Annotated in this window: 20 protein-coding genes; 12 read left to right on the top strand and 8 right to left on the bottom strand. The window is 66.9% G+C overall.

Going from position 1 to position 25,034, the window contains the following annotated elements:
* Positions 1-67: 67 nt before the first annotated feature.
* The gene (locus C7I55_RS02070; protein WP_233221996.1) at positions 68-2,650 is read right to left on the bottom strand and encodes an Rne/Rng family ribonuclease; all 2,583 of its coding nucleotides are present in this window, start codon (positions 2,648-2,650) and stop codon (positions 68-70) included.
* A gap of 415 nt (positions 2,651-3,065) precedes the next feature.
* Here C7I55_RS02070 and C7I55_RS02065 point away from each other — a divergent pair, with 415 nt between their 5' ends.
* The 4 genes from C7I55_RS02065 (at position 3,066) to C7I55_RS02050 (ending at position 8,510) form a co-directional block, all read left to right on the top strand.
* Entirely contained in the window at positions 3,066-3,926 is an 861-nt protein-coding gene (locus C7I55_RS02065) for an N-acetylmuramoyl-L-alanine amidase family protein (protein ID WP_106511214.1), read from the top strand.
* A 45-nt stretch (positions 3,927-3,971) separates the two neighbouring features.
* On the top strand, positions 3,972-6,509 hold the full coding sequence (locus tag C7I55_RS02060) for a penicillin-binding protein 1A (protein WP_106511213.1): 2,538 nt from the start codon (positions 3,972-3,974) through the stop codon (positions 6,507-6,509).
* Between the two features lie 77 nt (positions 6,510-6,586).
* A complete protein-coding gene (prfB, locus tag C7I55_RS02055) occupies positions 6,587-7,714 on the top strand; it encodes a peptide chain release factor 2 (RefSeq protein WP_106511212.1) in 1,128 nt (375 codons plus the stop codon).
* 43 nt (positions 7,715-7,757) lie between these two features.
* On the top strand, positions 7,758-8,510 hold the full coding sequence (locus tag C7I55_RS02050; RefSeq protein WP_106511211.1) for a class I SAM-dependent methyltransferase: 753 nt from the start codon (positions 7,758-7,760) through the stop codon (positions 8,508-8,510).
* 7 nt (positions 8,511-8,517) lie between these two features.
* Here the strand turns inward: C7I55_RS02050 and C7I55_RS02045 are convergent, their stop codons facing one another.
* Positions 8,518-8,886, bottom strand: coding sequence for a JAB domain-containing protein (locus C7I55_RS02045; RefSeq protein WP_158266245.1), 369 nt, complete (start codon positions 8,884-8,886; stop codon positions 8,518-8,520).
* Between the two features lie 75 nt (positions 8,887-8,961).
* Here C7I55_RS02045 and C7I55_RS02040 point away from each other — a divergent pair, with 75 nt between their 5' ends.
* The 8 genes from C7I55_RS02040 to C7I55_RS02005 all read left to right on the top strand — a co-directional run bounded on the left by C7I55_RS02040 (position 8,962) and on the right by C7I55_RS02005 (position 16,536).
* Complete coding sequence (locus tag C7I55_RS02040; RefSeq protein ID WP_106511209.1) at positions 8,962-9,756, top strand: thymidylate synthase; 795 nt, start codon at positions 8,962-8,964, stop codon at positions 9,754-9,756.
* The gene (locus C7I55_RS02035; RefSeq protein ID WP_106511208.1) at positions 9,753-10,238 is read left to right on the top strand and encodes a dihydrofolate reductase; all 486 of its coding nucleotides are present in this window, start codon (positions 9,753-9,755) and stop codon (positions 10,236-10,238) included. The genes C7I55_RS02040 and C7I55_RS02035 overlap by 4 nt, the downstream gene beginning before the upstream one ends.
* A 32-nt stretch (positions 10,239-10,270) precedes the next feature.
* Complete coding sequence (locus C7I55_RS02030) at positions 10,271-11,194, top strand: bifunctional riboflavin kinase/FAD synthetase (RefSeq protein WP_106511207.1); 924 nt, start codon at positions 10,271-10,273, stop codon at positions 11,192-11,194.
* The gene (locus C7I55_RS02025) at positions 11,191-12,153 is read left to right on the top strand and encodes a glycerophosphodiester phosphodiesterase family protein (RefSeq protein WP_106511206.1); all 963 of its coding nucleotides are present in this window, start codon (positions 11,191-11,193) and stop codon (positions 12,151-12,153) included. Before C7I55_RS02030 ends, C7I55_RS02025 begins: the two co-directional genes overlap by 4 nt.
* Positions 12,154-12,189: 36 nt before the next feature.
* The gene (ileS, locus tag C7I55_RS02020) at positions 12,190-15,126 is read left to right on the top strand and encodes an isoleucine--tRNA ligase (protein ID WP_106511205.1); all 2,937 of its coding nucleotides are present in this window, start codon (positions 12,190-12,192) and stop codon (positions 15,124-15,126) included.
* Entirely contained in the window at positions 15,119-15,649 is a 531-nt protein-coding gene (gene lspA / locus C7I55_RS02015) for a signal peptidase II (protein WP_106511204.1), read from the top strand. Before ileS ends, lspA begins: the two co-directional genes overlap by 8 nt.
* A gap of 2 nt (positions 15,650-15,651) precedes the next feature.
* On the top strand, positions 15,652-16,068 hold the full coding sequence (locus tag C7I55_RS02010) for a DUF3035 domain-containing protein (RefSeq protein ID WP_106511203.1): 417 nt from the start codon (positions 15,652-15,654) through the stop codon (positions 16,066-16,068).
* A gap of 111 nt (positions 16,069-16,179) precedes the next feature.
* Positions 16,180-16,536, top strand: a complete 357-nt coding sequence (locus C7I55_RS02005) for a hypothetical protein (protein ID WP_106511202.1) — start codon at positions 16,180-16,182, stop codon at positions 16,534-16,536.
* Here C7I55_RS02005 and C7I55_RS02000 read toward each other — a convergent pair.
* The 6 genes from C7I55_RS02000 to C7I55_RS01975 all read right to left on the bottom strand — a co-directional run bounded on the left by C7I55_RS02000 (position 16,533) and on the right by C7I55_RS01975 (position 25,013).
* Complete coding sequence (locus tag C7I55_RS02000) at positions 16,533-17,828, bottom strand: mechanosensitive ion channel family protein (protein ID WP_233221994.1); 1,296 nt, start codon at positions 17,826-17,828, stop codon at positions 16,533-16,535. The genes C7I55_RS02005 and C7I55_RS02000 overlap by 4 nt on opposite strands.
* The gene (gene metC, locus C7I55_RS01995) at positions 17,825-19,012 is read right to left on the bottom strand and encodes a cystathionine beta-lyase (RefSeq protein ID WP_106511201.1); all 1,188 of its coding nucleotides are present in this window, start codon (positions 19,010-19,012) and stop codon (positions 17,825-17,827) included. The genes C7I55_RS02000 and metC overlap by 4 nt, the downstream gene beginning before the upstream one ends.
* A complete protein-coding gene (gene sseA, locus C7I55_RS01990) occupies positions 19,009-19,845 on the bottom strand; it encodes a 3-mercaptopyruvate sulfurtransferase (protein WP_106511200.1) in 837 nt (278 codons plus the stop codon). Before sseA ends, metC begins: the two co-directional genes overlap by 4 nt.
* Positions 19,846-19,857: 12 nt before the next feature.
* The gene (locus C7I55_RS01985; protein ID WP_106511199.1) at positions 19,858-21,855 is read right to left on the bottom strand and encodes a DUF4910 domain-containing protein; all 1,998 of its coding nucleotides are present in this window, start codon (positions 21,853-21,855) and stop codon (positions 19,858-19,860) included.
* The gene (locus C7I55_RS01980) at positions 21,856-23,445 is read right to left on the bottom strand and encodes a M28 family metallopeptidase (protein WP_106511198.1); all 1,590 of its coding nucleotides are present in this window, start codon (positions 23,443-23,445) and stop codon (positions 21,856-21,858) included.
* A 62-nt stretch (positions 23,446-23,507) separates the two neighbouring features.
* Positions 23,508-25,013, bottom strand: coding sequence for a S10 family peptidase (locus tag C7I55_RS01975; protein ID WP_106511197.1), 1,506 nt, complete (start codon positions 25,011-25,013; stop codon positions 23,508-23,510).
* Between the last annotated feature and the right edge of the window lie 21 nt (positions 25,014-25,034).

Here is a 25,034-nt window from a genome sequence, read left to right as displayed (position 1 = left end):
CCTATCGCTCGGGCGCTGAACCGAAGATGAGCGCCCCGCAATATGCGAGGCGCTCATCAATTGGGTCTCAGTTGCCGAAGGTACGCTGCCACCAGCCCCGGCGCGGCGGCGAGGACTCGCCACCGGTGTCGGCGGCGGCTGCATCGGCGCGATCGTTGGCGGCCTCCGGCGCAGGTGCGTCCGCAGTGTCCGCGGGAGTTGCCTCCGCCGCCGGCGCTGCCGGCGCTGCCGCTGCTTTGCCTGCGGTCTCGGCGGGCTGAGCGTCGTCGGTCTTCTTGCGACGGCTGCGGCGCTTCGGCTTGGCAGGTGCCTCCTCGGCGGCCGGAGCCGCTTCGGCCGGAGCTTCCGGCTCGACCACGGCCGCAGCGGCGATCGCGTCCGCCGGAGCGGCGTCGGACGGCACGGCTTCCGGTGCGTCCGCATCCGCCTTCTTGCGCGCACGCGGGCGGCGGCGAGTCTTCGGCTTCTCCTCGGCGACGGGGGCCTCCTCGACGGCCGGAGCCTCCTCGGCCGCGGCCGGCGCGACGTCCGGCTGCGCGGCGGGCTCGGCCTCGGCCTGGGCAGGCGCGGCAGCCTCGGCGGTCACCGCCTCGGAGTCGGCAGGCTGCGCATCGTCCTCGCCGGAATCCTCATGGTCGCCCTCGCCATGCTCCTCGCGGCCTTCCTCGCCTTCCCTGCGACGGCCACCGCGACGCCCGCGCCGGCGCCGGCGCTTGCGGCCACGCTCGCCGCCTTCGTCGCGCTCGCCGCGCTCCGGGCGCTCGCGCCGCTGCTCGCGCGGCTCTTCCTCGGCGGCCTCTTCCTCGGCCTCCTCTTCCTCGATCTCCTCTTCCTCCTCGGGAAGATCCTCGTCGTCTTCGTCGTAGACCGGCGGAGCGATCGGCTCGAAGCGCGGACGGGCGATCGGCGGCGGGCCCATCGACTCGACGACCATGCGGGCGCCTTCGAGGCCCTCCTCGATCAGCACCTCGACGATGACGCCGTAACGATCCTCGACCTCGGCGATCTCGCCGCGCTTGCGGTTCAGGACATAGATTGCGGCTTCACGGCCGGCACGAAGCACGATGCGGCTGCCGCGGCCGCGGGCCGCTTCGTCCTCGATCATGCGCAACGCCGACAGGCCGGCGGACGACGCCGTGCGCATGAGGCCGGTGCCTTCGCAATGCTGGCACGGCTTGGTGGAAGCTTCGAGCACGCCGGTGCGCAGCCGCTGGCGGCTCATCTCCATCAGCCCGAAGGACGAGATCCGGCCGACCTGGATGCGGGCGCGATCGTTCTTCAGCGCCTCCTTCATCGTCTTCTCGACCTTCCGGATATGGCCGTTCGATTCCATGTCGATGAAATCAATGACGACCAGGCCCGCCATGTCGCGCAGCCGCAGCTGGCGCGCGATCTCGTGCGCCGCCTCGATGTTGGTGGCGTAGGCGGTCTGCTCGATATTGTGCTCGCGGGTCGACCGCCCCGAGTTGATGTCGATCGAGACCAGTGCCTCGGTCGGATTGATGACCAGATAGCCGCCGGACTTCAGCTGCACGACCGGCTGGTACATGGCGGCAAGCTGGTCCTCGACTCCGAAGCGCTGGAACAGCGGCACCGGATCGGAGTAGCCGCGCACCTTCTTGACGTGGCTCGGCATCAGCAATTTCATGAACGAGCGCGCGGCCCGATAGCCGTCCTCGCCCTCGACGATGACCTCGTCGATGTCGCGATTGTAGATGTCGCGGATCGCCCGCTTCACCAGGTCGCTGTCGCCGTAGATCAGCGCCGGCGCCGCGCTTTGCAGCGTTCGCTCGCGGATCTCGTCCCACAAGCGCGCGAGATAATCGAAGTCGCGCTTGATCTCGGTCTTGGTGCGCGACAGGCCGGCGGTGCGGACGATCAGGCCCATCGACGTCGGCAGAGCGAGATCGGACATGATCTGCTTAAGGCGCTTGCGGTCGGCGCCGTTCGAGATCTTGCGGCTGATGCCACCGCCGTGGCTCGTGTTCGGCATCAGCACGCAGTAGCGGCCGGCCAGCGAAAGATAGGTGGTGAGCGCCGCGCCCTTGTTGCCGCGCTCTTCCTTGACGACCTGAACCAGCAGCACCTGCCGGCGGCGGATCACGTCCTGGATCTTGTAGCGGCGGCGAAGCGCCTGGCGCTTCTTGCGAAGCTCGTCGGCGGCGCTTTCCTCGGTGCCGCTGGCATTTTCCGGACGGGCCGCCGGAACCTCGTCGGAATGCTCGGATTCGTCGTGGTCGCCTTCGCCTTCGTCCGCACCGATCTCCTCGATCGGACCGGCATCCTCTTCGAAGCCGTCATCGTCTTCGTCGGATTCGTAGCGGCTGTCCTCGGCGGCGCGAAGGCGCTCTTCCTCGGCGGCATGCTCCGCTTCCTCGCGAAGCAGGGCTTCCCTGTCTTCCCTCGGGATCTGGTAATAATCGGGATGGATCTCGCTGAAAGCGAGGAAGCCGTGGCGGTTCCCGCCATAGTCGACGAACGCCGCCTGCAGCGACGGCTCGACCCTGGTCACCTTGGCGAGATAGATATTCCCCTTGAGCTGCTTGTGCTCCGAGGATTCGAAATCAAATTCCTCGATCCGGTTTCCCTTGACGACGGCCACCCGGGTTTCCTCGTGGTGGCGCGCGTCGATCAACATGCGCATTGTCATTGATGTCACTCCACGCGCGCGCCGCAGCCTTGGGGGCGTCGCGACACGCGCGTTCGAATATGGACGAAGGCGGCGCCGATCGGGCGCACGCTTTCTGTGTCCGGGTTGAAAACAGTCTGTCCGTGTCTGCTGCTCGTGCCTGGGGCGTCGTCATCGCCGGCCCCGCAGCCTCCAACGCCACGCCGGTACCCCTGAGGGGGCGTAGCCAGTTGGAGGAAAATAAGCTCATGCAGCGTCAACCTTGGTGTCCGGCGCGCACAGCGCCGGCGCGAGAACTCTCGGCGAGATGAGAAGGGCATTGGCGCACTTCAACATTGTGCCGAAATTGACTGCTAGCATCTCACTTGTTCAGCTTCAACCGGTCAGACCGTGATTTTCGCTGGACCGGCGGCAATCCGGCACGGCAGATACGCCCATGTCCTTCTTCCTGGCCTTCCTCTCGGCGCTGATGGCGGCGCTCACCGGCGGCGGCGGCGAATCCTCGCAGAGCGAGGGGGTGACGATCCCCCTCGACCAGGCGGGGACTCCGCCGCCGTCCGGGCCGCTGCCGACGATCTACGGCTCGAAGGATCCGAAGCGGCCGCTGGTGGTGCTCGATCCCGGCCACGGCGGGCGCGACCCCGGCGCAACCTCGCCGTTCGGCGGCCGCCGCGAAAAGGACGTCACCCTTGCCGTCGCCCGGGCCATCCGCGATGCCGTGGCAGCCGGCGGCCGAGTCCGCATCGCCCTCACCCGCGAGGACGATCGCTTCATCATCCTGGGCGATCGCTACGAGATCGCCCGCCGAATGGGGGCGAGCCTCTTCATTTCGATCCATGCGGACGCGGCGCCGAGCAACGACGGCGCGCGCGGGGCAACCATCTATACCTTGTCCGAGGTCGCGTCCGACCGCCAGGCGGCGTTGCTCGCCCAGGAGCAGAACGAGGCGGACCGGATCGGCGGCGCGCCTCTGGTCGAGGATGCCGGCGTCAATCGCATCCTCATCGATCTCGCCCAGCGCGACAGCATGAACGTCTCCGCCCGCTTCGCCGCTCTGCTTCGCCGCGAGGCCTCGGCCTACTTCCCGTTCCGGCCGGATTACCATCGGTTCGCCTCGCTGATCGTGCTGAAGGCGCCGGATGTGCCGTCCATTCTGTTCGAGACCGGCTATCTGACCAACGCCACCGACGTCTCCTACATCCACTCGCCGGAAGGGCAGAAGCAGATCGCGCTCGGCATGAAGAGCGCGATCGAAACCCACTTCGCTCGCCGGACGATCGAAACCGCCGGGCGCTGACATGCTTCACCCCCGCGGCATGATCGGCTAGGGCGAGTTCCGAACATGACCGCCGAAACCTCCACCCGCTTCACCCTCCACCGCGACGCAGGCGCGCGCTTCGGAGGTTTTTTCCGCAACCTCTGGGGTCGGCGCTGGGTGAGGAGACTCACCTTTGTCGCCGTGATTCCGGTCCTGCTCTACTGCCTATTGTGGCTGCTCTTCGCCCGCGATCTGCCGTCGGCCGAATCGCTGCTGACCTATCAGCCGCCGCTGCCGACCAACGTTCGCGACATCAACGGCGAGCCGGTCCAGACGTTTGCCCGCGAACGGCGGATCGAACTCAGCTACGATGAATTTCCGCAGCGGCTCATCGATGCCTTCACCTCGGCCGAAGACAAGACCTTCTTCAGCCACGGCGGCATCGACTATCCGGGTCTGGTCGGCGCGGTCGGCGACTATGTCTCGAAGGTCGGCAGCGGCGCCCGCGCCCGCGGCGGATCGACGATCACCCAGCAGGTCGCCAAGAATCTGCTGCTCGGCGACGAATATTCCGTCACCCGCAAGATCAAGGAGGCGTTCCTCGCCCGCCGCATCGAAAGCGTGCTGACCAAGCAGCAGATCCTGGAATTGTATCTCAACCAGATCTTCCTCGGCCGGAACGCTTATGGCGTGCAGGCGGCGGCCCGCGCCTATTTCGACAAGGACGTCACCGATCTGGCTTTGCACGAGGCGGCCTATCTCGCCATTCTGCCCAAGGCGCCGAGCAATTACGATCCGAGGCGCAATCGGGAACGTGCGCTGGAGCGCCGCAACTGGGTGCTCGGCGAGATGGAGCGCAACGGCAAGATCTCGGCGGCCGAGCGCGCGGCCGCGCAGGCGGAGCCGCTCGGCACCGTCCAGTTCGCGCGCAACACGGTGCGCAATTTCGGCGGCTATTTCATGGAGGAAGTCCGCCGCCAGTTGATGGAACGCTACGGCAGCGAGACCGAGAAAGGGCCGAACGGCGTCTATACCGGCGGCCTCTGGGTCCGCACCTCGCTCGACGTTCCCAAGCAGAAGGCGGCCGAGACGGCGCTTCGCGACGGCCTCGTCCGCTACGATCGCGGCAAGGGCTGGCGCGATCCCGGGCTGTCGGTCGACATCGGCGAGAATTGGGCGGCGCAGCTGGCACGCGCCCCGATCGGAGTCGGCTACGAGGACTGGCGGGCCGCAGTCGTGCTCGACAAGGCCGGCGGCAGCGCGACGATCGGCTTCGCAGACGGCACGCAGGCAAGCCTTCCCGCCTCCGCGGCATCGATGCCCAAGCGCGGCACCGCGACCGCAGCGTTCAACTTCTTCCGCCCCGGCATGGTGATCGTCGTCAAGAAGGAGGGCACCGGTTACACGCTTCGGTCCATCCCCGAGGTCCGCGGCGGCATGGTGGTCGAGGAAGTCGCGACCGGCCGCATCCTGGCGATGCACGGCGGCTTCGACGCCAAGGGCGACGATTTCAACCGGGCGGTGCAGGCGCAGCGCCAGCCGGGTTCGACCTTCAAGCCGATCGTCTATTCGGCCGCCCTCGACAACGGGATGACCCCGGCCTCGATCGTCATCGACGGTCCCTTCTGCGTCTGGCAGGGTGCCGGGCTCGGCCAGAAATGCTTCCGCAACTTTTCCGGCGGCAATGCCGGACCGCAGACCATGCGCTGGGGAATCGAACAGTCGCGCAACCTGATGACGGTGCGCACCGCGAACCAGACCGGCATGGACAAGGTCACCCGCCTCGCCCGCATCCTCGGAGTTGGCGAATTCCCGAACTATCTGTCGATCGCGCTCGGCGCCGGCGACACCACCGTGCTGAAGATGACCAACGCCTTCGCCATCCTCGCCAACAACGGCAAGCAGGTAACGCCGAGCGTCATCGACTATGTCCAGGACCGCAACGGCAAGGTCATCTTCCGGGCCGACACCCGGCCGTGCGAGGGCTGCCTCGCGCCCGATTGGAACGGCAAGCCGATGCCGCGCCCGCCGCTTCGCACCAAGCAGCTGATGGACCCGATGACCGCCTATCAGATGGTCCACATCCTCGAAGGCGTCGTCCAGCGCGGCACCGCCCAGGTGCTGCGCGATCTCGGCCGTCCCTTGTTCGGCAAGACCGGAACGACCAGCGGGCCGACCAACGTCTGGTTCATCGGCGGCTCGCCCGACATCGTCTCCGGCATCTACATGGGCTTCGACAATCCGCGGCCGATGGGCGGCTATGCGCAGGGCGGCACCCTCGCCGCGCCGATCTTCAAGCAATTCGCCCAGGTCGCCTTCAAGGACGTGCCGCCGGTGCCTTTCCGCGCGCCGGCCGGGATTCGCATGGTGAGGATCGATCGCCGCTCGGGCCGCAAGGTGTTCGGCGAATGGCCGACCGATGAACCGAAGGCGGCGGTGATCTGGGAGGCGTTCAAGCCGGAGAGCGAGCCCCGCCGCACCGTCCAGCGTTACGGCACCGGCGGGCCGCTTGCCGCCACCGCGCCGGCCGCACGCCCTGCGCGCCGCGCCGCGGCACCCCGCCCGCAGACGAAGACGCCTTCGACCAGCGAGTTCTTGTCAAATCAGGGCGGCATTTACTAGGGCCGGTCCTGACCCCTCGGCCATGAGGCCGCTGCTGCGTGACTGCGCGGCGATGATGAAGTGATTGGAGAATTCCGATGCGCGCCGAAGCGCAAGCCCATGTCGACCAAATTCGGTCGGCCCTCGCCCTCCTCCGCCGGTTCCTCGACTGGGACCGCGCGCTGGCACGCCTCGACGAGCTCAATGCCCGCGTCGAGGATCAGAGCCTGTGGAACGACCCCAAGCTCGCGCAGGATGTGATGCGTGAGCGCCGCCGCCTCGACGAGGCGATCGGCGCCACCCGCGGCATCGAGAAGGAGCTGGACGACACGATCGAGCTGATCGAGATGGCCGAGGCGGAAAACGACAGCGGCCTCGTCGACGATGCGATCGCGTCGCTCGCGCAGCTCGCCGAGCGCTCCGAGCAGGACAAGGTCAAGGCCCTGCTCGCCGGCGAGGCGGACGCCAACGACACCTATGTCGAGATCAATTCCGGCGCCGGCGGCACCGAAAGCAACGATTGGGCGGGCATGCTCCAGCGCATGTACACGCGCTGGGCCGAGCGCCACGGCATGAAGGTCGAGCTGATCGATTATCATGCCGGCGAGCAGGCCGGGATCAAGTCCGCGACCCTGCTGGTCAAGGGTGAGAACGCCTACGGCTATGCCAAGACGGAGAGCGGCGTGCACCGCCTCGTCCGGATCAGCCCCTATGACAGCTCGGCGCGGCGCCACACCAGCTTCGCCTCGGTGTGGGTCTATCCGGTCGTCGACGACAATATCGAGATCGAGATCAACGAAAGCGAGCTGAGGATCGACACCTTCCGGGCCTCGGGCGCCGGCGGCCAGCACATCAACACAACCGATTCGGCCGTTCGCATCACCCACTTGCCGACCGGCATCGTCGTCCAGAGCCAGGCCCAGCGTTCGCAGCACAAGAACCGCGCGGAGGCATTCAGCCAGTTGCGCGCCCGCCTCTATGAGGCCGAGCTGCAGAAGCGCGAAGCGGAAGCCAACGCGACCAACGCGACCAAGACCGACATCGGCTGGGGCCACCAGATCCGCTCCTACGTCCTTCAGCCCTACCAGTTGGTAAAGGATCTGCGCACGGGCGTGACCTCCACCGCGCCTTCGGACGTGCTCGACGGCGATCTCGATCGCTTCATGGCCGCGGCCTTGTCGCAGCGAGTCACGGGCGAAAAAGTCGACGTGGAAGATGTCGATTAAGACACCCCGCCTCCCCCCCTCCTCTGCAAAGGCCCTGCCCTTGATGGAGGCAGGGGTGGACCGCCCTCGGCGATGGTCATCCGGGATCCGGCGGCTGTGCCCAGCGGGCGCTCCCGCTCTGCTCGCGACCGCCGCCCTCCTCCTTGCCGGCTGCGAAAAACAGCCGCCGCAGCCGATATTCCCCAAGCCACAGCGGCCGGTCTCGCCGATCGTCTCGCCCCGCTTCTCGAACGAGGATGCGCGCGACCGCATTGGTGAGGCCGACACGGTGATGAAGCTCGCCGACATTCGCGCCGGGATGTCGGTCGCCGACATCGGCGCCGGCGAAGGCTATTACACCGTCCGCCTTGCGCCGCTCGTCGGCAAGGACGGCCGCGTGCTCGCGCAGGACATCGTGCCCAAGACGATCGAAGGCTTGGCGCGCCGCGTCCAGCGCGAGAATCTCGACAATGTCGCGGTGAAGACCGGTGAGCCCAATGATCCCAAGCTGCCCGAACGCTCGTTCGACCGGATCCTGATGATCCACATGTATCACGAGATCGAGTCGCCCCTCGAATTCCTCTGGCACATTCGCGACGACGTGAAGCCGGGCGGCAGGGTCGTCGTCGTCGACGCCGACCGCGGCACCGATCGTCACGGCACGCCGCCGCGCCTGCTGATCTGCGAATTCGCCTCCCTCGGCTTCGAGCTGACCCGGTTCGAGCGCCTGGCCGATACCGAAAGCTATTTCGCCCAGTTCGAACCCAGGCAGAAGCGCCCGCAGCCGGACGAAATCCCGGTCTGCCCGGCCGGCTGAGGCGATTCTACAAAAGCCCGAGTCCGCGAAAACTCGCCCACGAATCGCCCGCAAAGATCAAATGATCGTACACGCGGATATCCAGCGCCTTCGCGATACGCACGAGCAGTGCGGTCGCGGCGACATCCTCCTCGCTTGGCCGAGCCGCGCCGCTCGGGTGATTGTGGGCGACGATCATCCCCCGCGCATCACGCTCCAGCGCCGCGCCGATGATCGCCCGGAGCGGCAAATCGGCCTGGTCGATACTGCCCGGATATTCGCTGGTGCCGAGCAGCCCGCGGTCGGCCCCGAGGTGCAGGACGACGATCCGTTCGCCTGCAAGCGCGTCAAAACGGGGCCGGAGCAGTTTGGCGGCATCATCGGCCGTGGCGATCACCGGAGCGTCCATTGTGCCACGCTAGCCGATCCCCACCACCTTCCCAACCTGCGTCCGCACCGCCATACAGACGCCATGAATCCCTATCTTCAGCTCCTCTCCCGAATCCTCGACGAAGGCGTCAAGCAGGAGGATCGCACCGGCACCGGCACGCTTGCCGTGTTCGGCCACCAGATGCGGTTCGATCTCTCCGAAGGCTTTCCGCTCGTCACCACCAAGAAGCTGCACTTGCGGTCGATCATCATCGAATTGCTTTGGTTCTTGCGCGGCGAGACCAATATCGGCTGGCTGACCGAGAATCGCGTGCGCATCTGGGATGAATGGGCGGACGAGAATGGCGACCTTGGCCCTGTCTACGGCAAGCAATGGCGCGATTGGGAAGGCCCGAATGGCCAGCATGTCGATCAGATCGCCGAGCTGATCGCCCTGATCCGCAAGGATCCCGCGTCACGCCGCCAGATCGTCTCCGCGTGGAACCCGGCCGAGCTCGGTCGAATGGCGCTTGCCCCCTGCCACTGCCTGTTCCAGACCCAGGTCGCGAACGGCCGGCTCAACCTCCAGCTCTACCAGCGCAGCGCCGACGTGTTCTTGGGCGTCCCGTTCAACATCGCCAGTTACGCGCTCCTCACCCACATGCTCGCCCAGCAATGCGGGCTCGAGCCCGGCGTGTTCGTCTGGACGGGGGGCGATTGCCACCTTTACTCCAACCATCTCGATCAGGCCCGACTGCAACTGACCCGCGAGCCTCGGCCGCTGCCGACCCTCACGATCACGCGCAAGCCCGACGCGATCGATGCCTACGCGTACGAGGATTTCGAAATCACCGGCTACGATCCGCATCCGCATATCAAGGGCGAGGTCGCGGTGTGAGCCGGGAGATCACGCTCGTCGTCGCCCGCGCCGACAATGGCGTGATCGGCAAGGACGGCACGCTCCCCTGGCACATCCCGGCCGAACTCAAGCATTTCAAGCAGGTCACGCGCGGCACCGCGATGATCATGGGCCGCAAGACATTCGACAGCCTGCCGGGATTGCTTCCCGGGCGACGGCACATTGTGCTCACCCGCGATCCGGCGTGGTACGCCGACGGCGCGGAGGTGGCGCACGACGTCGGGAGCGCGCTTGCCGCTGCGGGAGACACGCCGATTTCCGTCATCGGCGGCGCCGAGATCATCGCCTTGTTCGAGCCGGTTGCGACCGCGGCCGAGCTGACCCAAATCCACATGGCGGCGGAGGGCGACACCGTGATGGCGCCGCTCGATCGCGCGCGGTGGCGGGAAGTCTCGCGAGAGGAGCATGACGCCGCGGACGGTCTTCCGGGGTTCAGCTTCGTTCGGCTGGTCCGCGGCTAGGCAGAGGCGCAGCCTTTTCCTATAGCCGGCGCATGGAGCGGCTGGACGGCGGCTCGGCGGTTCCGCAAGCGCTTCGCGGGGGTATCGTCGCGCTCGGCAATTTCGATGGATTTCACGAGGGTCACCAGGCGGTGGTCGGCCGCGCCGTTGCGCGCGGCCGTGCCGAAGGGCGCCCGGTGCTGGTCGCGACTTTCGATCCGCACCCGGTGCGGCACTTCAAGCCCGATGCACTGCCCTTCCGGCTGACCACGCTCGACCAGCGCCAGCGCCTGTTCGAAGCGGCCGGCGCCGACGCGATGATCGTCTTCTCGTTCGACGATGGTCTCGCCGCCACCACGGCCGAAGGCTTCGTCCGCGATCGCCTGCTCGGGCTGATCGGCGCCGCCGGCGTGGTCACCGGCGAGGACTTCACCTTCGGCCGGGCGCGCGGCGGCAACGTTTCGGTGCTGCAGAGCTTCGGCGCCGAACTCGGCTTCTCCGTCGATGCCGTCGGCCCGATTGTCGAGGATGGCGAACCGGTCTCGTCGAGCCGGATCCGCGAGGCGCTGCAGGCCGGTGACTGCGAGACTGCGACCCAATTGCTCACCCGACCATTCGCGATCGAAGGCGTCGTCGAGCATGGCGACAAACGCGGCCGCACACTGGGCTACCCCACCGCGAATCTCGCGCTCGGCACCTATCTTCGACCGCGCTTTGGAATCTATGCCGTGCGCGGACGGCTGGAGGACGGCCGCGTGCTGAACGGCGCCGCCAATATCGGCGTCCGCCCGACCTTCGATCCTCCGAAGGAATTGCTCGAACCCTTTTTCTTCGATTTCAGCGGAGATCTGTACGGCCAACGGCTCGAGGTCGAGTTCGTCTCCTTCCTCCGACAGGAAGCCAAGTTCGACAGCCTGGACGCGCTGATGGCGCAGATGGACGAGGACTGCGCAGAGGCCAAGCGGCGCCTCGGATGAGGGTTTCCCGCTGGGTCGGCGGAGGCATTGCCGTCTTCGCCGTCGCCGTTTCGCTGATCAACGCCTCGTGGATCGCGCCTACCCCGCGCAACCGCCTCACCCTGATTGCCCATCACGGCCTCGCCCAACCGCTTGCCGACGGTCCCGAGGACGGCTGCACGGCGGCCCGCATTCGCTCCAATGAAGACAATAAGTATATCGAGAACAGCCTTCCCTCGCTGTTCAAGGCCACGCGCATGGGGGCGGCGGTGGAGCTGGATGTGCAGCCGACGGCCGACGGGCAGATGGTGGCCTTCGGGGATCCGAGGCTCGATTGCCGCACCAACGGCAAGGGCCCGGTCCGCGCGCAGCCGCTCGCTGCGCTCAAGACCCTCGACATCGGCTATGGCTACACGGCCGACGGCGGCCGCACCTTCCCTCTTCGCGGCCGCGGCGTCGGCGGCATGCCGACGGTCGAAGAAGTGCTGCGCGAAGTCCCTCAGGCCAAGCTGGTCTTCCGCTTCGCCGGCAGCGATCCGCGGGACGCCGATCTGCTGGTCGCAGCCTTCCGCCGTGCCGGCATGCCGATCGATGCCCGATACGCCTTTCACGGTCCACCCCCGATCCTGGCACGCATGAAGGCGCTCGCTCCCGCCGCCTGGACCTTCGACGGGCACACGGGGAGCGCCTGTCTCGGCGACTATCTGAAGGTCGGCTGGACCGGCTACGTGCCGGCCAGCTGCCGCAATACGACGATCTTGATCCCCATCGATCGCCAATGGACGATCTGGGGCTGGCCCAACCGCTTCCAGAAGCGGATGGCCGATGTGAACAGCCGGCTGATCATGGTCCAGGCAAGCCGAAACGGCAGGATCGTCGGCATCGCGCGCGCGGACCAGCTCGGTGACGTGCCTCGCGATTTCCGCGGCGCCCTCTGGGTCGAGGACTTCTACGAGATCGGTCGCGCGCTCGGGCGCTAGACGCTTGCCCGCGCGACGGCTAAGCCCCGGCACGACATGTCCGAAAAACCAGATACCCCGAAGCAGGATTGGCGCGACACGGTCTTCCTGCCGAAAACCGATTTTCCGATGAAGGCCGGCCTTGCCGCCAAGGAGCCGGCGATCCTTTCGCGCTGGGCGGAGGAAGGTCTTTATCAGCGGCTGCGCGAGACCCGCGCGGGGCGCGAGCGCTTCATCCTCCACGACGGCCCTCCTTACGCCAATGGCGACATCCACATGGGCCATGCGATGAACAAGGTCCTCAAGGACATCATCGTCCGCTCGCAGTCGCTGCTCGGCAAGGACGCGCCCTATGTCCCGGGCTGGGACTGCCACGGCCTGCCGATCGAGTGGAAGATCGAGGAGCAATATCGCAAGAAGAAGCTCGACAAGGATGCGGTGCCGCCGCGCGAATTCCGCGCCGAATGCCGCGCCTACGCGGAAAAGTGGGTCGGCATCCAGGCCGAGCAGTTCCAGCGCCTGGGCGTGATGGGCGAGTGGGACAATCCCTATCTCACCATGAAGTTCGAGGCCGAGGCCAAGATCGTCGAGGAGCTGCTCAAATTCGCCGAGAGCGGCCAGCTCTACCGCGGCGCCAAGCCGGTGATGTGGTCCCCGGTCGAAAAGACCGCGCTCGCCGAAGCCGAAGTCGAATATGAGGAGATCACCTCCACCCAGATCGACGTCGGCTTCGAGATCGTCGAGAGCCCGATCCCGGAGCTGATCGGCGCCCAGGCGGTGATCTGGACGACCACGCCATGGACGATCCCGGTCAATCAGGCTTTGGCTTACGGGCCGGACATCACCTACGTGCTTGCGGAAGCGGGAACGCGCAGGCTGCTGGTCGCCGAGGATCTGCTCGGCGCCTTCGGCGCGCGGCTCGGCGAGGCGGTGACCCCCACCGGCGTCCAGATCCGCGGCGCGGATCTCGCCGGCACGATCGTCCGTCACCCGATGCACCAGCTCGGCGGTTTCTTCGCCAGGCCGCGGCCGATGCTCGCCGGCGATTTCGTCACCACCGATGCCGGCACCGGCCTCGTCCACATGTCGCCCGATCACGGCGAGGACGATTTCCTGCTCTGCAAGGCGAACGCCATCGATCCGGTCTTCGCCGTCACGGACGACGGCCGCTATCGCGACGACTGGGGCTGGCTCCCCGGCGGCGGCAGCGTGATCAATCCGAAGTTCAACGCCCCCGACGGCCCGATCTGCACGGATTTGCGCGAGGCCGGCGTTTTGCTCGCCGCCTCCGCCGACTTCAGGCACAGCTATCCGCACAGCTGGCGCTCCAAGGCCAAGATCATCTTCCGCTGCACGCCCCAATGGTTCATCCCGATGGACAAGCAGGGGGGAACCCCCAACACCGTTCGGGCTGAGCCTGTCGAAGCCCTCCCTTCGACTTCGGCTGCCGAGCACGAAAATCATGGCGTTCGACAGGCTCAGGCCGAACGGAGCGGGTCGGAACTTACTTCGGACACGCACGGGGCCGGGAACGGCACCCTCCGCCAGATCGCCATCTCCGCCATCGACGAGACCCGCTGGGTTCCCGAGAAGGCGAAGAACCGCATCAGCGCGATGGTCGAGGGCCGCCCGGATTGGGTGATCAGCCGCCAGCGCGCCTGGGGCGTGCCGATCGCGCTCTACGTCCATCGCCAGAGCGGCGAATATCTGCGCGATGCCGCGGTCAATTCCCGGATCATCCGCGCCTTCCACGAAGGCGGTGCGGATGCGTGGTTCAGCGCCGATCACCAGGCGCTGCTCGGCAGCGGTTATGCGCTCGACGATTACGAGCCGATCGTCGATATCCTCGACGTCTGGTTCGATTCCGGATCGACCCACAGCTACGTCGTCGAGGCCCGCTACGGCGAGGGCACCCGCGCCGATCTCTACATCGAAGGCTCGGACCAGCATCGCGGCTGGTTCCAGTCGTCCCTGCTTGAGAGCTGCGGCACCCGCGGACGTGCGCCCTATGATGCCGTGCTCACCCACGGCTTCGCGCTCGATCAGAACGGCCGCAAGATGTCGAAGAGCCTCGGCAATGTCGTCGATCCGCTCGCCATCATCCGGGAAAGCGGCGCCGACATCCTTCGCCTCTGGGTCGCCTCCACCGACTATTTCGAGGACGTGCGCATCGGCAAGGAGGTGCTCGCCGGCACCGGCGATGCCTATCGCAAGCTCCGCAACACCTTCCGCTATCTGCTCGGCGCACTCGCCGATTTCGACGAGGCGGAGCGCCTGCCAGCGGCCGAGATGCCGGAGCTCGAGCGCTGGGTGCTTCATCGCCTGGCCGAGATCGACGCCGAGCTCAGGGAGGCCGCGGACGGCTTCGAGTTCAACCGCTACACGCGGCTGCTCACCGGCTTCGCCAACGACGATCTGTCGGCCTTCTTCTTCGATATCCGCAAGGACGTGCTCTATTGCGACATCGGCCCCCATCTGCCGCAGGGCTCAGTCACGCGCCGCGCCTATAGGACGGTGCTCGACACGGTCTTCCATGCCTTGGTGCGCTGGCTGGCACCGGTGCTCTGCTTCACCACCGAGGAAGTCTGGGGCACCCGCTATCCGGACGGCGGCTCGGTCCACCTGCTCGAATGGCCGGAGATCGACACCGGCTGGCGTGATCCGGCGCTCGGCGCCAAGTGGCAGCAGATTGCAGCGACTCGTCAGAAGGTGACCGAAGCGATCGAGCCGCTGCGCCGCGGCAAGGAGATCGGATCGAGCCTCGAGGCGGAGGTCGTCGCGCGGGTGTCGGACGAGACGCTCGCCGGCGCTTTGTCGTCGATCGACTTCGCGGAAATCTGCATCGTCTCCTCGGCCTCGGTCGAAACCGGCGAGGATGGCGTCTCAGTCACGAAGACGGAGAAGGAAAAATGCGGCCGCTGCTGGCGCTATCTGCCGGAAGTTCCCGAAGAAGGCGCGCTCTGCGGACGCTGCGAAGAGGTGCTGAATGGCTGAGCTGAATGCGACGGATCTGGAGCGGGTCAGGCGCAACCGCAAGCTGGGTCTCACCATCGCCGCGACCGTTCTGGTGCTCGATCAGGCGAGCAAGTGGATCGTCACCTACGTGCTGCAGCTCCAGCAGCAGGTGGTGATCAACCTGGCGCCGATCTTCGATCTGCGCTGGGTTGAAAATCGCGGCGTGTCGATGGGCTTTCTCACCGCCGGCAGTCCCCTCGAACGCTGGCTGCTGGTGGCGATGACCGGCGCGATCTCGATCTTCGTCGCGACGTGGATGTGGCGCGAACGCCGGCGCGACGATGCGATCGCCCTCGCCTTCGTGCTCGGTGGCGCGCTCGGCAATATCATCGATCGAATCCGGCTCGGCTACGTCATCGACTTTGCCGATCTGCATTTCGGCGATATCCATCCCTTTTTGGTCTTCAATGTCGGCGATGCAGCGATTACCATCGGCGTCCTGTTACTTTTGGTCCGCGCGCTGTTGACGCGCGACCGCACGCCCGCCCCGGAGGACAAGTGAACATGCGTAAGATCAACATCGCCCTCGCGGTCATGGCGGGAAGCGTCGCTCTCGCCGGCTGCGGCTCGAGCGGCGTCCTCGGCCGCGATCGTCCCGATGAATTCGCCGTCGCGCGCAACGCGCCGCTGGTGATTCCGCCCGATTACTCGCTGGTGCCGCCGCGTGCGGGCGAGCCGACGCCGCAGGGCGCCGACGCGCGCACCCAGGCGCTCGAGGCCTTGTTTGGCGGCCCTGCCCCGCGCAGCGATGCCGAGCGCCAGCTGCTCAATCAGGCCGGCACCGCCAGCACCGCCGTCGGCGCGCGGTCCGTGGCCGGCGATCCCGAGACCAATGTCGTCGACAAGGGTGCGACCACCCAGACGATCCTCGCTGCGCCGGCCGGCGCCGGGCGCGACGCGACCGTCACCACGCCGCAATAATCCGGATACCGATTTCTGATCGATGAGGGCGGGAGCGCGACTGCGCTTCCGCCCTTTCCGTGCCGGGCATTGACCATTCCTTAGCGGTCGCTGCCGTACAGCCGGCGTACGATGACGCCGCAAGTCGCTCCCTTCCTCACTGGTGCCGCCGATGCCGGCGCCGAAGTCACGCAGCTTCGTCAGGTGCTGGCGCTGGTCGAAGAGATTGCCGGCCGGACGCCCACCCGGCTCGACACCAACATCCTCGACGAGGCCGCACGGGTCAGCGCTGCCTACGGCAATGCCCTGCCGATCGTGCAGAAAAGATTCGACGCACTCGCCACCCAGACCGCGACCTGGGCCGCCGCGGGAGTCTCAGCGCTGATGAAGATCAGCGAGGCGGATCGCCCGACCGGCCCCGCCGCCGCCAGGCTTGCCGACGAGCTCCGCAAGGCACTGACCCGGCTCGGCGAGATCGTTTCCGCTTAAGGCTGCGTCTGCTGCCCTGCAGTGACTGGCAGCGAGGCGGGCCATTCCTTCACCCGCACGTCGCGCTGCGGGAATGGCAGCTCTACGCCATTTTCCTTGAACAAGACCCACAGCCGGTTGAGGATCTCCGAGCGGACGCTGCCGATGCCGGCTTCCGGATCCTTCAGCCAGATCAGGATGTCGTGATTAACGCTGTTCTCGCCGAACGCGGTCAGCCACACCTTGGGTGCCGGCGCATCGAGCACCCGGTCGGACGCCGCGGCCGCCTCCACCATCAGCCTCTGAGCAAGCGCCAGATCGCAGCTATAGGCCACTCCGACCGGGATGTGCACGCGCACGTCCCGGCTCGAATAGGACCAGTTCTCGACCTCCTGGGTCATCAGATTCTCGTTCGGAATCAGATGCTCCTTGCCGTCACGGGTGACGATCGAGACGGCACGCACGCCGATCTTGTTGACGTGGCCGACCGCCTCGCCGACGACGATGACGTCGCCCGGCTTGATCGATCGGTCCATCAGCAGGATGATCCCGGCCATGAGGTTGCCAAAGGTCTTCTGGAGGCCGAAGCCGATCGCAAGGCCGAACGCGCCGGAGAAGACGGTCAGCGCGGTCAGATCGATACCGAGCACGTCGATGCCGATGAAGAAGGCGGCGATGACGATCGCCACGGAGGCGAGCTTCTGCGCGAGCAATTGCTGGGTCGGATCGAAGCCCGACGCCCGTCGAATGGAGGTCGCGATGATCCGGTTGAGCAGTTTGACGATTGCGTAGAGTGCCGCGACGGTGACCGCGATCTGGACCAGACTGAGCAGAGAGATACGCATGCTGCCGGCGTCGAAACCAACCCGGTTCAGCGTGTCGGTCACCGGCTTGAGCCCGCCCACCGCACGGGTGAGCAAGGCGACGAAGGTCACTGCGGCAAGCAGGAACGCGATCAGCCGCGGCATGGCGAGACCGCGCAGGATGCCGAGCACGAACAGGGCGCAACCGCCGGCGATTGCGATGCCGAGCACGATTTCGCCGAGCGGGCGCCATGCATCCGCGTTGAGGATGATCGCCAGCAACAATGCGAAGATCAGATAGCGGGTGAGATCGCACATCCGCGGTCCGAGCGTCTCGCCCCGCGCGCCGGCGCGCTGCTCGGAGAATTCGGTAAGCCAGGGCCCGATCTTCCGCGCCGTGACATGGGCGATCAGCCAGGCGAGGGCGACCGCGGCGACCGCCGCCGCGGCGACGATCCAGTCTGAACCGGTGGGCCAGCTCACTCCAAGGCCCGCCAGCCAGTTCCTCACGCGGCATCTCCGTAACGGGCCAGCCCGCGCGCCAGGTCCTCGATCAGATCGTCGACATCCTCCAGGCCGATGTGGAGGCGTACCCGCGGTCCATCCGCCTGCCAGCGAGTCGCCGTGCGAAGCCGATCTGCATCGGAAGGCGTCGCCAGGCTCTCGAACCCACCCCAGCTGTAGCCGATGCCGAAATGGGTGAGGCCGTCGATCAGAGCATCCCGCGCATCCGCATCCCCGCCTTTCAATTCGAAGGCGAACAGACCCGAGGCGCCCTTGAAATCGCGCGCCCAATATTCGTGCCCGGGACAATCGGGCAATGCCGGATGGAGCACCCGCGACACCTGCGGCTGCTCTTGCAGCCAATGGGCGACCTTGAGCGCGCTCTCCTGATGGTGCCGCAGCCGAACGCCGAGCGTCCGCAGGCCTCGGGTCGCCAGAAAGGCGTCGTCGGGGCCGACATGCTGGCCGAAGACCTGGCTGGTCCGCTCGACCTTCGGCCACCAGCGGGCATTCGCCGTGACCGTGCCGATCATCGCATCGGCATGGCCGACGATATATTTGGTCGCGGCCAGGATCGCGATGTCGACTCCCGCGGCGAGCGCCTGGAACAGCACCGGCGTCGCCCAGGTATTGTCGATCAGCGTCACCAGCCCCCTTGCCCTCGCAATCTCGCAGAGTCCGGGCACGTCCTGGACCTCGAAGCTGAGCGAGCCGGGGCTTTCGAGGAAGATAGCCTTGGTGCGCTCGCCGATCAGCGCTTCGATGCCCCGACCGATCAGCGGATCGTAATAAGTGACCGTGATGCCCATCGGCGTCAGCACATTGTCGCAGAAGATCCGGGTCGGCGCGTAGGCACTGTCGACCATCAAGATTTCGTCGCCGGGCGAGAGCACCGACATCAGGGCGATTCCCACTGCTGCCGATCCTGAGGGGAACAAGCGTGTTCCCGCCGCGCCGGGCTCGAGCTCCGTCAGCGCCTCCGACAGCGCCCATTGGGTCGGCGTACCGTTGCGGCCATATTGCAGGCGGCCGTGCTTCGGCGGGTTCGACGCTTCCATGTCTGCGACCGTGTCGAACAGCATCGTCGAGGCACGCCAGACCGGCGGATTGACGATCCCGGTCGTCCATTCGGGCTTGCGGCCGCCTTCGACGATCTTGGTGTCGAGGCGGCGCTGCTTCGGGTCGCTCATCCGATCTCCTTGGGTGTTTCGGGGTCGGCGCCCCATTCGGACCAGCTGCCGTCGTACAGCAGCACGTCTTCCTTGCCGAGCAGATGGGCGCCGAACAGCAACACGGCGGCGGTGACGCCCGATCCGCAAGTCGTCACCATCGGCTTGGAAAGGTCGACCCCTGCCGCATCGAAGGCCGCACGCAGGGCATCACCACGCTTCCAGCTGTGATCGGCGTTGAACAGCTGCCCCTGAGGCAGATTCTTCGATCCCGGGATGTGACCTGAAGCCATGCCGGCGCGCGGCTCCGGTTCCTCGCCGGTGAAGCGGCCAGCCCCCCGGGCGTCGACGATCTCGTGCGAGCCGGCGCCGATAAGGCTGGTCACCACCCTTCTGTCGGCGACGCCGCCGGGGCTCCGACGGGGCGTGAAGTGGCCGTGGCGCAGCGTCGGCACGCCGCTCTCGACCGGCCGCCCTTCCGCCGTCCACTTCTGAAAGCCGCCGTCGAGGATCGCGAGACGACGGGTTCCGAACAGTCTTAGCATCCACCACGCCCGGGCGGCGCTGTGCAACGGGCTGTTGTCGTAGACGACGATGCGCTGGCCGTCGCGCAGGCCCAGCGCCTGCAGGCGGCTTGCGAGCTTGGCTTCGCCGGGCAGCATGTGCGGCACCGGATTGGCGGTGTCCGACACCTCTTCAAGATCGAGGAAGACGGCGCCCGGCACATGCGCCGCATCATATTCGGCGCGCGGATTGCGAGGATCGCCGGGCAGCAGCAGGGTGGCATCGACGATCGCGAGATCGGATGCACCGAGCTCATCCGCCAGCCATTCGGTCGAAACGAGCGATTCCATTGTCTCAGATCCTCAACCCTGGGTGGGCTCGATAACGCCGAGCCGCTCCAGCGTCGTCAGAAATTCCGCGACCTCTGTGACCGGCGCCGCGCCGACCGTCGCGGAAAGATCGTCGGCGATGTCCTGGATGGAGCGGATCCCGTCGACGAGGTTCAGCGCCTCATAGCCATAGCTCGCGCCCGCCCATTGCGGCGCCCTGGACAACAGGGCGGGCCGCGGCAAACCCTCTTGCTCGAGCCGGTCTTCGAGCCAGCTATAGCCGAACCCGTCCATTGGGCCCTTCAGCCGAGGATTACGCTGGTAGGTGGTCTTGAACGCCGGCTCGGTCGGGGTTCCGCGCCCTTCCGGACGGAGCGCCGGCCTGGTCACGCCGAAACGGCCGAGGGAACGGGCGACATCGACCTCATAGGAACCGCTCCATCGCCACAGATTGGCCGCCTCGACCTCCGACATCGTCAGCGCACGCCGGGTGAGATCCGCCTGCCGCTGCTGCGTCTCTGCGGACAGCAACTGCACCAGCTCGCGGCTTTCGGTCTCCAGGTTGGCGAGCACCCAGGCCGCCCCGGCGGCGATGAACATCGCGCGCTTGAGCTTGGTAGGATCGATATTGGCCGGCACATCCTTCTGGGTATGGATGTAACGATCGGGCCAGTCTGCGACATAGAGAACCGGCACCCGCCAGCTCCCTTCCGCCCACACCTGGTGATCGCTGCCCTCGCTGAAGCCGCCGATCCTGGCATCGAGCGGATTACGGGTGCCGCCCGGCTCCACCATCTCGAAGTCGGCTGCGCCGGTGTTCGCGTAGGCGCTCGCCTGTGCATTCACCCAGCGCGCGATCGCGAAGCCGACATCCCCGACGAAGCTGGGCAAGCTCGGCGGTGCCCCCTCGACCAGCAGACGGCTTTTGGTGATGTCGGTGTTCCCGCCGATCATGTCGAGGTGGATGGTCGCCAGCGCGCGCTTGGCGAGTTCAGGGCGGGCGTCGAGGAGAGCGATCGTGCCTTCGATCTCGGCCGGCCACACGAAGCGGATCGTGCGCTTCGGCGGCTTCAGCCTCCCTTGCGAGATCAGTCGGGTGAAGGTCCGGGCGATTTCGAGGATGCCGGAGCAGCCGCTGGCATTGTCGTTCGCGCCGGGCGACGGATGATCGAGGTGGCAGGAGAAGACGATTTCGTGCGCTTTGTCCTCGCCCGGGATGATCGCGGTCGGGATCAGATAGGCGCCCGACGCACGACCGGCCTCGACCGCCGCGCGAAGGCGCACCGTCTTGCCGGCGGCCATCCGCTGCTGCCACGCATGGGCCTGGGCCGGCGAGACCATGAAGGCGAAGGTCGGATCGGTCCAACTGCTGAGATGGCCCCATCGGATCAGGCTCTGATCCTCGCCCCACCATCCGGTGCGCTGGTTCTGCGCCCACGAGACGATGCCGGCGGCGCCCCGCTCGGTCACGGCGAGGCGGGCGACCGCCTCGGGCTGCGAGGAGGTGAGGACCAGCTTGCCCCGAACGTCCTTGCCCGCATAATCGGCGGATGAGCTGCCGGCCCCGACGTCGACCAGCGCCGCCTCTGCGCGTCCGCTGACGCTGTCCTGCGCGAGGATGATCGGCTGGTCCGCCCATGACGCGATCCGCACCGAGTCCGTCCAGAGCCCGCCGAGTTCTGTCTGCTCCCAAAGCTCGGCGGAGCGCGCGTTCCAGGCCGGGCGCGAGCACTGGGTGCCGTAGAAGATCTTGCCGTCCGTCGGCAGGCGGATCATCTCCACGCCGGATAGGCCATAGGCCTTGAGCCGATCCACCATCAGGCTGGCGGCCGCCGCATAGCCTTCCGATCCGCGCATGCGGTGGTGCAGCGACAAGGCCTCGATCGTCCGCTTCGCCGCCGCACCGGAAATCTCCGACGCAAGCGCGCGTGTCTCCGCCGCGGTCAGCAGAGGCGCCTTCGGCTCCTGCTCCGCGGCCGCGGCCGGCGAAAGGGAGAAGGCTGCAGCGATCGGGAGCACAAGGGCGCGCATCTATTGCCTCTCGAACCGACGGAAGAAGCTCTGCGGCCCCCAGCGCGGCCGATCCGGCGCGTTGGCGACTCGCAATCCCAGTTCGGCGACGAAATCGTTGAGGCGGACCGCATCGATCTTCTCCACCGGCTGCCACAGATCGTCGGTCGGCGCATGGTAGCGGGTCGAGCGCCAGCTCCGCTCGATCTCCGCTTCGGGCGTGCCGCGGGCGAAGCCGAACTTGAAGGCGAGCGAGGGTACGCCCTCGCGGATGAAGCTATATTGATCGGAGCGCACGAAGCTGTTCCGGTCCGGCCAGGGATCGGGAACGAGCGGCAGTCCCATCGCCTGTCCGACCTCGGCCGCGACCGTCCCGAGGCTGCTTTCCTCCCCACCCAGGGCAATCACGCTCTTCAGCGGAAAAATCGGCAGCGCCATGTCGAAATTGAGGTCGGCGACGATCGACTCCGGCGCCACGCTCGGACGCAGCGAAAAATAGCGGGAGCCGAGCAGCCCCTTCTCTTCCGCGGTCACGAACACGAACAGCAACGATCGGCGCGGACGGATCCGTCGTTCCCGATAGCTCTTGGCGATGTCGAGCAGAGCGGCGACGCCGGCCGCATTGTCGAGCGCACCATTGTAGAGCCCATCGCCGTTGATCGGCGTGCTGACGCCGAGGTGGTCGAGATGCGCGGAGAAGACGACATGCTCCGCCTTGAGCGTGGGATCGCTGCCGGGAAGCCGTGCGACGACGTTGGGCGCGGTCACACGATTGTGGCGGGTGACGATCTGCGCGCGCAGCGCCTGCCTGAGGTCGAGCCTCGGCAGCGGCTTCGAGGCGTCGGCAAGCGCGCCGATCTCGGCGAAGCTGCGGCCGGAGCGCGCGAACAGCTTCTCGCTCGAGTCCGTCGCAAAGCTCGCGTTGAAGAACGGCGTCTTGACGTCGCGGAGCGCGGGATCGGCGAAATACATTCCGGATTGGTCGGCCTGGGCCACCGAACGCGCCCACGGCGTCTCGACGGCCTTGGGCGCAGTCAGCGAAATGAGGCCGATCGCACCGCGCTCCGCGAGCAAACGGGTGCGTTCGCGCCGTGCATGGGCCTTGAGCGCGCCGGAGATCTCGGCCGGGCCGCCGCTGATCACAACCGCGACCTTGCCCTCGAGATCGACGCCGGCAAGGTCGTCATGGCCTGCTTCCGGGATGTGCAGTCCATAGCCGATGAAGACGAGCGGGGCGTCGACACGCGCGGGCCTTGGCCCGTCGCCGCGTCCGATGATCAGGTCTTCGGGGACGGAAACCGGCAGTGCGGCGCCGCCCGCGACCAGCGCGGCACTGGACGCAGCATGATCGACGAACTGCTCCTCGAACGCCACCGGCTGGAAGAAGCCGTCGGTGCCGGCCGGCTCGAGCCCGATCGCCTGCAGCCGCGAGACGACATGATCGGCGGCGCGCTGGTACCCCGGCGTGCCGGTGAGCCGCCCCTCCATATTCTCGTCCGCGAGCGCGGCGACGTCGCCCCACCAGCGCTCCGCCCGCTGCTCCTGCGTCGGCGGCGGCGGAATTGTGGCGCAGGCCGAAAGCAGCAGCGGAAGAGCGAGGAAAAGGCGCATATCAGGCTCCACGACGGGGCAAGGCGAAAGCTGGCACGGCCGGTCGACCCGGCCCGAACGGGTCAGCGGTTGCGGATGAACGCCCTTATGTCCCGGCTGAGCTTGGTCCGGTCCTCGTCGCGGACGTACATCATGTGACCGGAGCCATAATATTCGAAATGGACCCGGTCGGCGGGGATTCCGGTGCGGCTGAGGCTGAATTCGGCGCCGAAAAAGGGCGTTGCGAAGTCGAAATAGCCTTGGCCGACGAACACCCGAAGCCCGCTATTCTCGCGCAGGGCACGGCCGATATAGGGCGCGACATTCTTGTAATATTTGCTGTCGCCGCCGCCGCCGCCACCGAGATCCCAATTCCAGTCGCCGACGCCGCCGATGGTCGAATAATGCCGATCGGTCCGGAACTTGAGGTCGCCGCGCACCCAGCTGTTGAGGGCGGCGGTGTAGCCGGCATCGATGCCGTAGAAAGACGGATCATTGTCCGGGCCTTCTCCGGCGCTGTCGTAGTCGCGCCCGGTGTAGCGCGCGTCGAGGCGGCCGATGGTGAGACCGCGGTCGCGCAGCAGCTCCTTGTAGAAGCGCTGGTCGGAGACCCTGAGATCGGCTTCGTCGAGATAGGTTTCCGAAAGCCCGGTGAAGCGCGCCAGCCGGCGCCGGATCGCCGCGCGCTCCTCGCCCTGGAGCTTCTGCCCCTTGAGCAACGCAAGCGCATAGTCGCCGGCGGCAAAGGCCCGCGCCTCCTCGACGAACTGTTCCAGCGTTCCGGCATCCGCCGGCGCCTTGCCGTGGTGGTGGGCGGCCGCCGCCATGGAAGGCAGGAACAGCACATAGGGCATCTCGTTGCCGGGCACGCCTGCCTGGGCGCCGAAATCGAGGATGGTGGAAATGAGGATGATGCCGTTCAGCGAAACGTCGTTGTAACGGCCTTCGAGCTCGTTGACGACGGCTGCCGACCGGGTGGTGCCATAGCTCTCGCCGCCGAGATATTTGGGCGAGTTCCAGCGGCCATTCTCGTTCAGCCAGATGCGGATGAACTCGCCGACCGATTTCGCGTCCGCTGTGACGCCCCAATATTCCTTCGGCTCGGTCTTGCCGAGGGCATGGCTGAAGCCGGTGCCGACCGGATCGATGAAGACGATGTCGGTCACATCGAGCAGACTGTCGGGATTGTCGATCAGCGGGAATGGCGGCGCGCCGTCGTCGCGGGCGTCGGACGGGATGGCGACGCGCTTGGGCCCGAACGCCCCCATGTGCAGCCAGAGCGAACCCGATCCGGGGCCGCCGTTGAACAGAAACGCGACAGGGCGGTTCGGATCCCGCGGCTCCTTGACGTAAGCGACCGAGAAGATGCTCGCCTTCGGCGTTCCGTCCTCGGCCTTGAGGTAGGTCTCGCCCGCGGTCGCGCTATAGGCGACGCGCTGCCCGCCGAACGTGCCGCTATGCCGGGTCACCGAAATCGTCGGCGGCGGCGTCGGCGCGGCGGCCTCCTTCCGGTCCTGAGCCGGGCCGTCTTGGGCAGCGAGCGGAGCAGCGAGGCAGAGGGCAAGCAGCGCGGGAGCAAGCGTCTTCATGGGGGCGGAAGCGACCTCTCG

It is taken from the genome of Allosphingosinicella deserti, from assembly GCF_003012735.1.
GTDB classification, from domain to species: Bacteria; Pseudomonadota; Alphaproteobacteria; order Sphingomonadales; family Sphingomonadaceae; genus Allosphingosinicella; species Allosphingosinicella deserti.
Note: the sequence above shows the minus strand (reverse complement) of the source record. Positions and strands in the feature narration are given on the sequence as shown.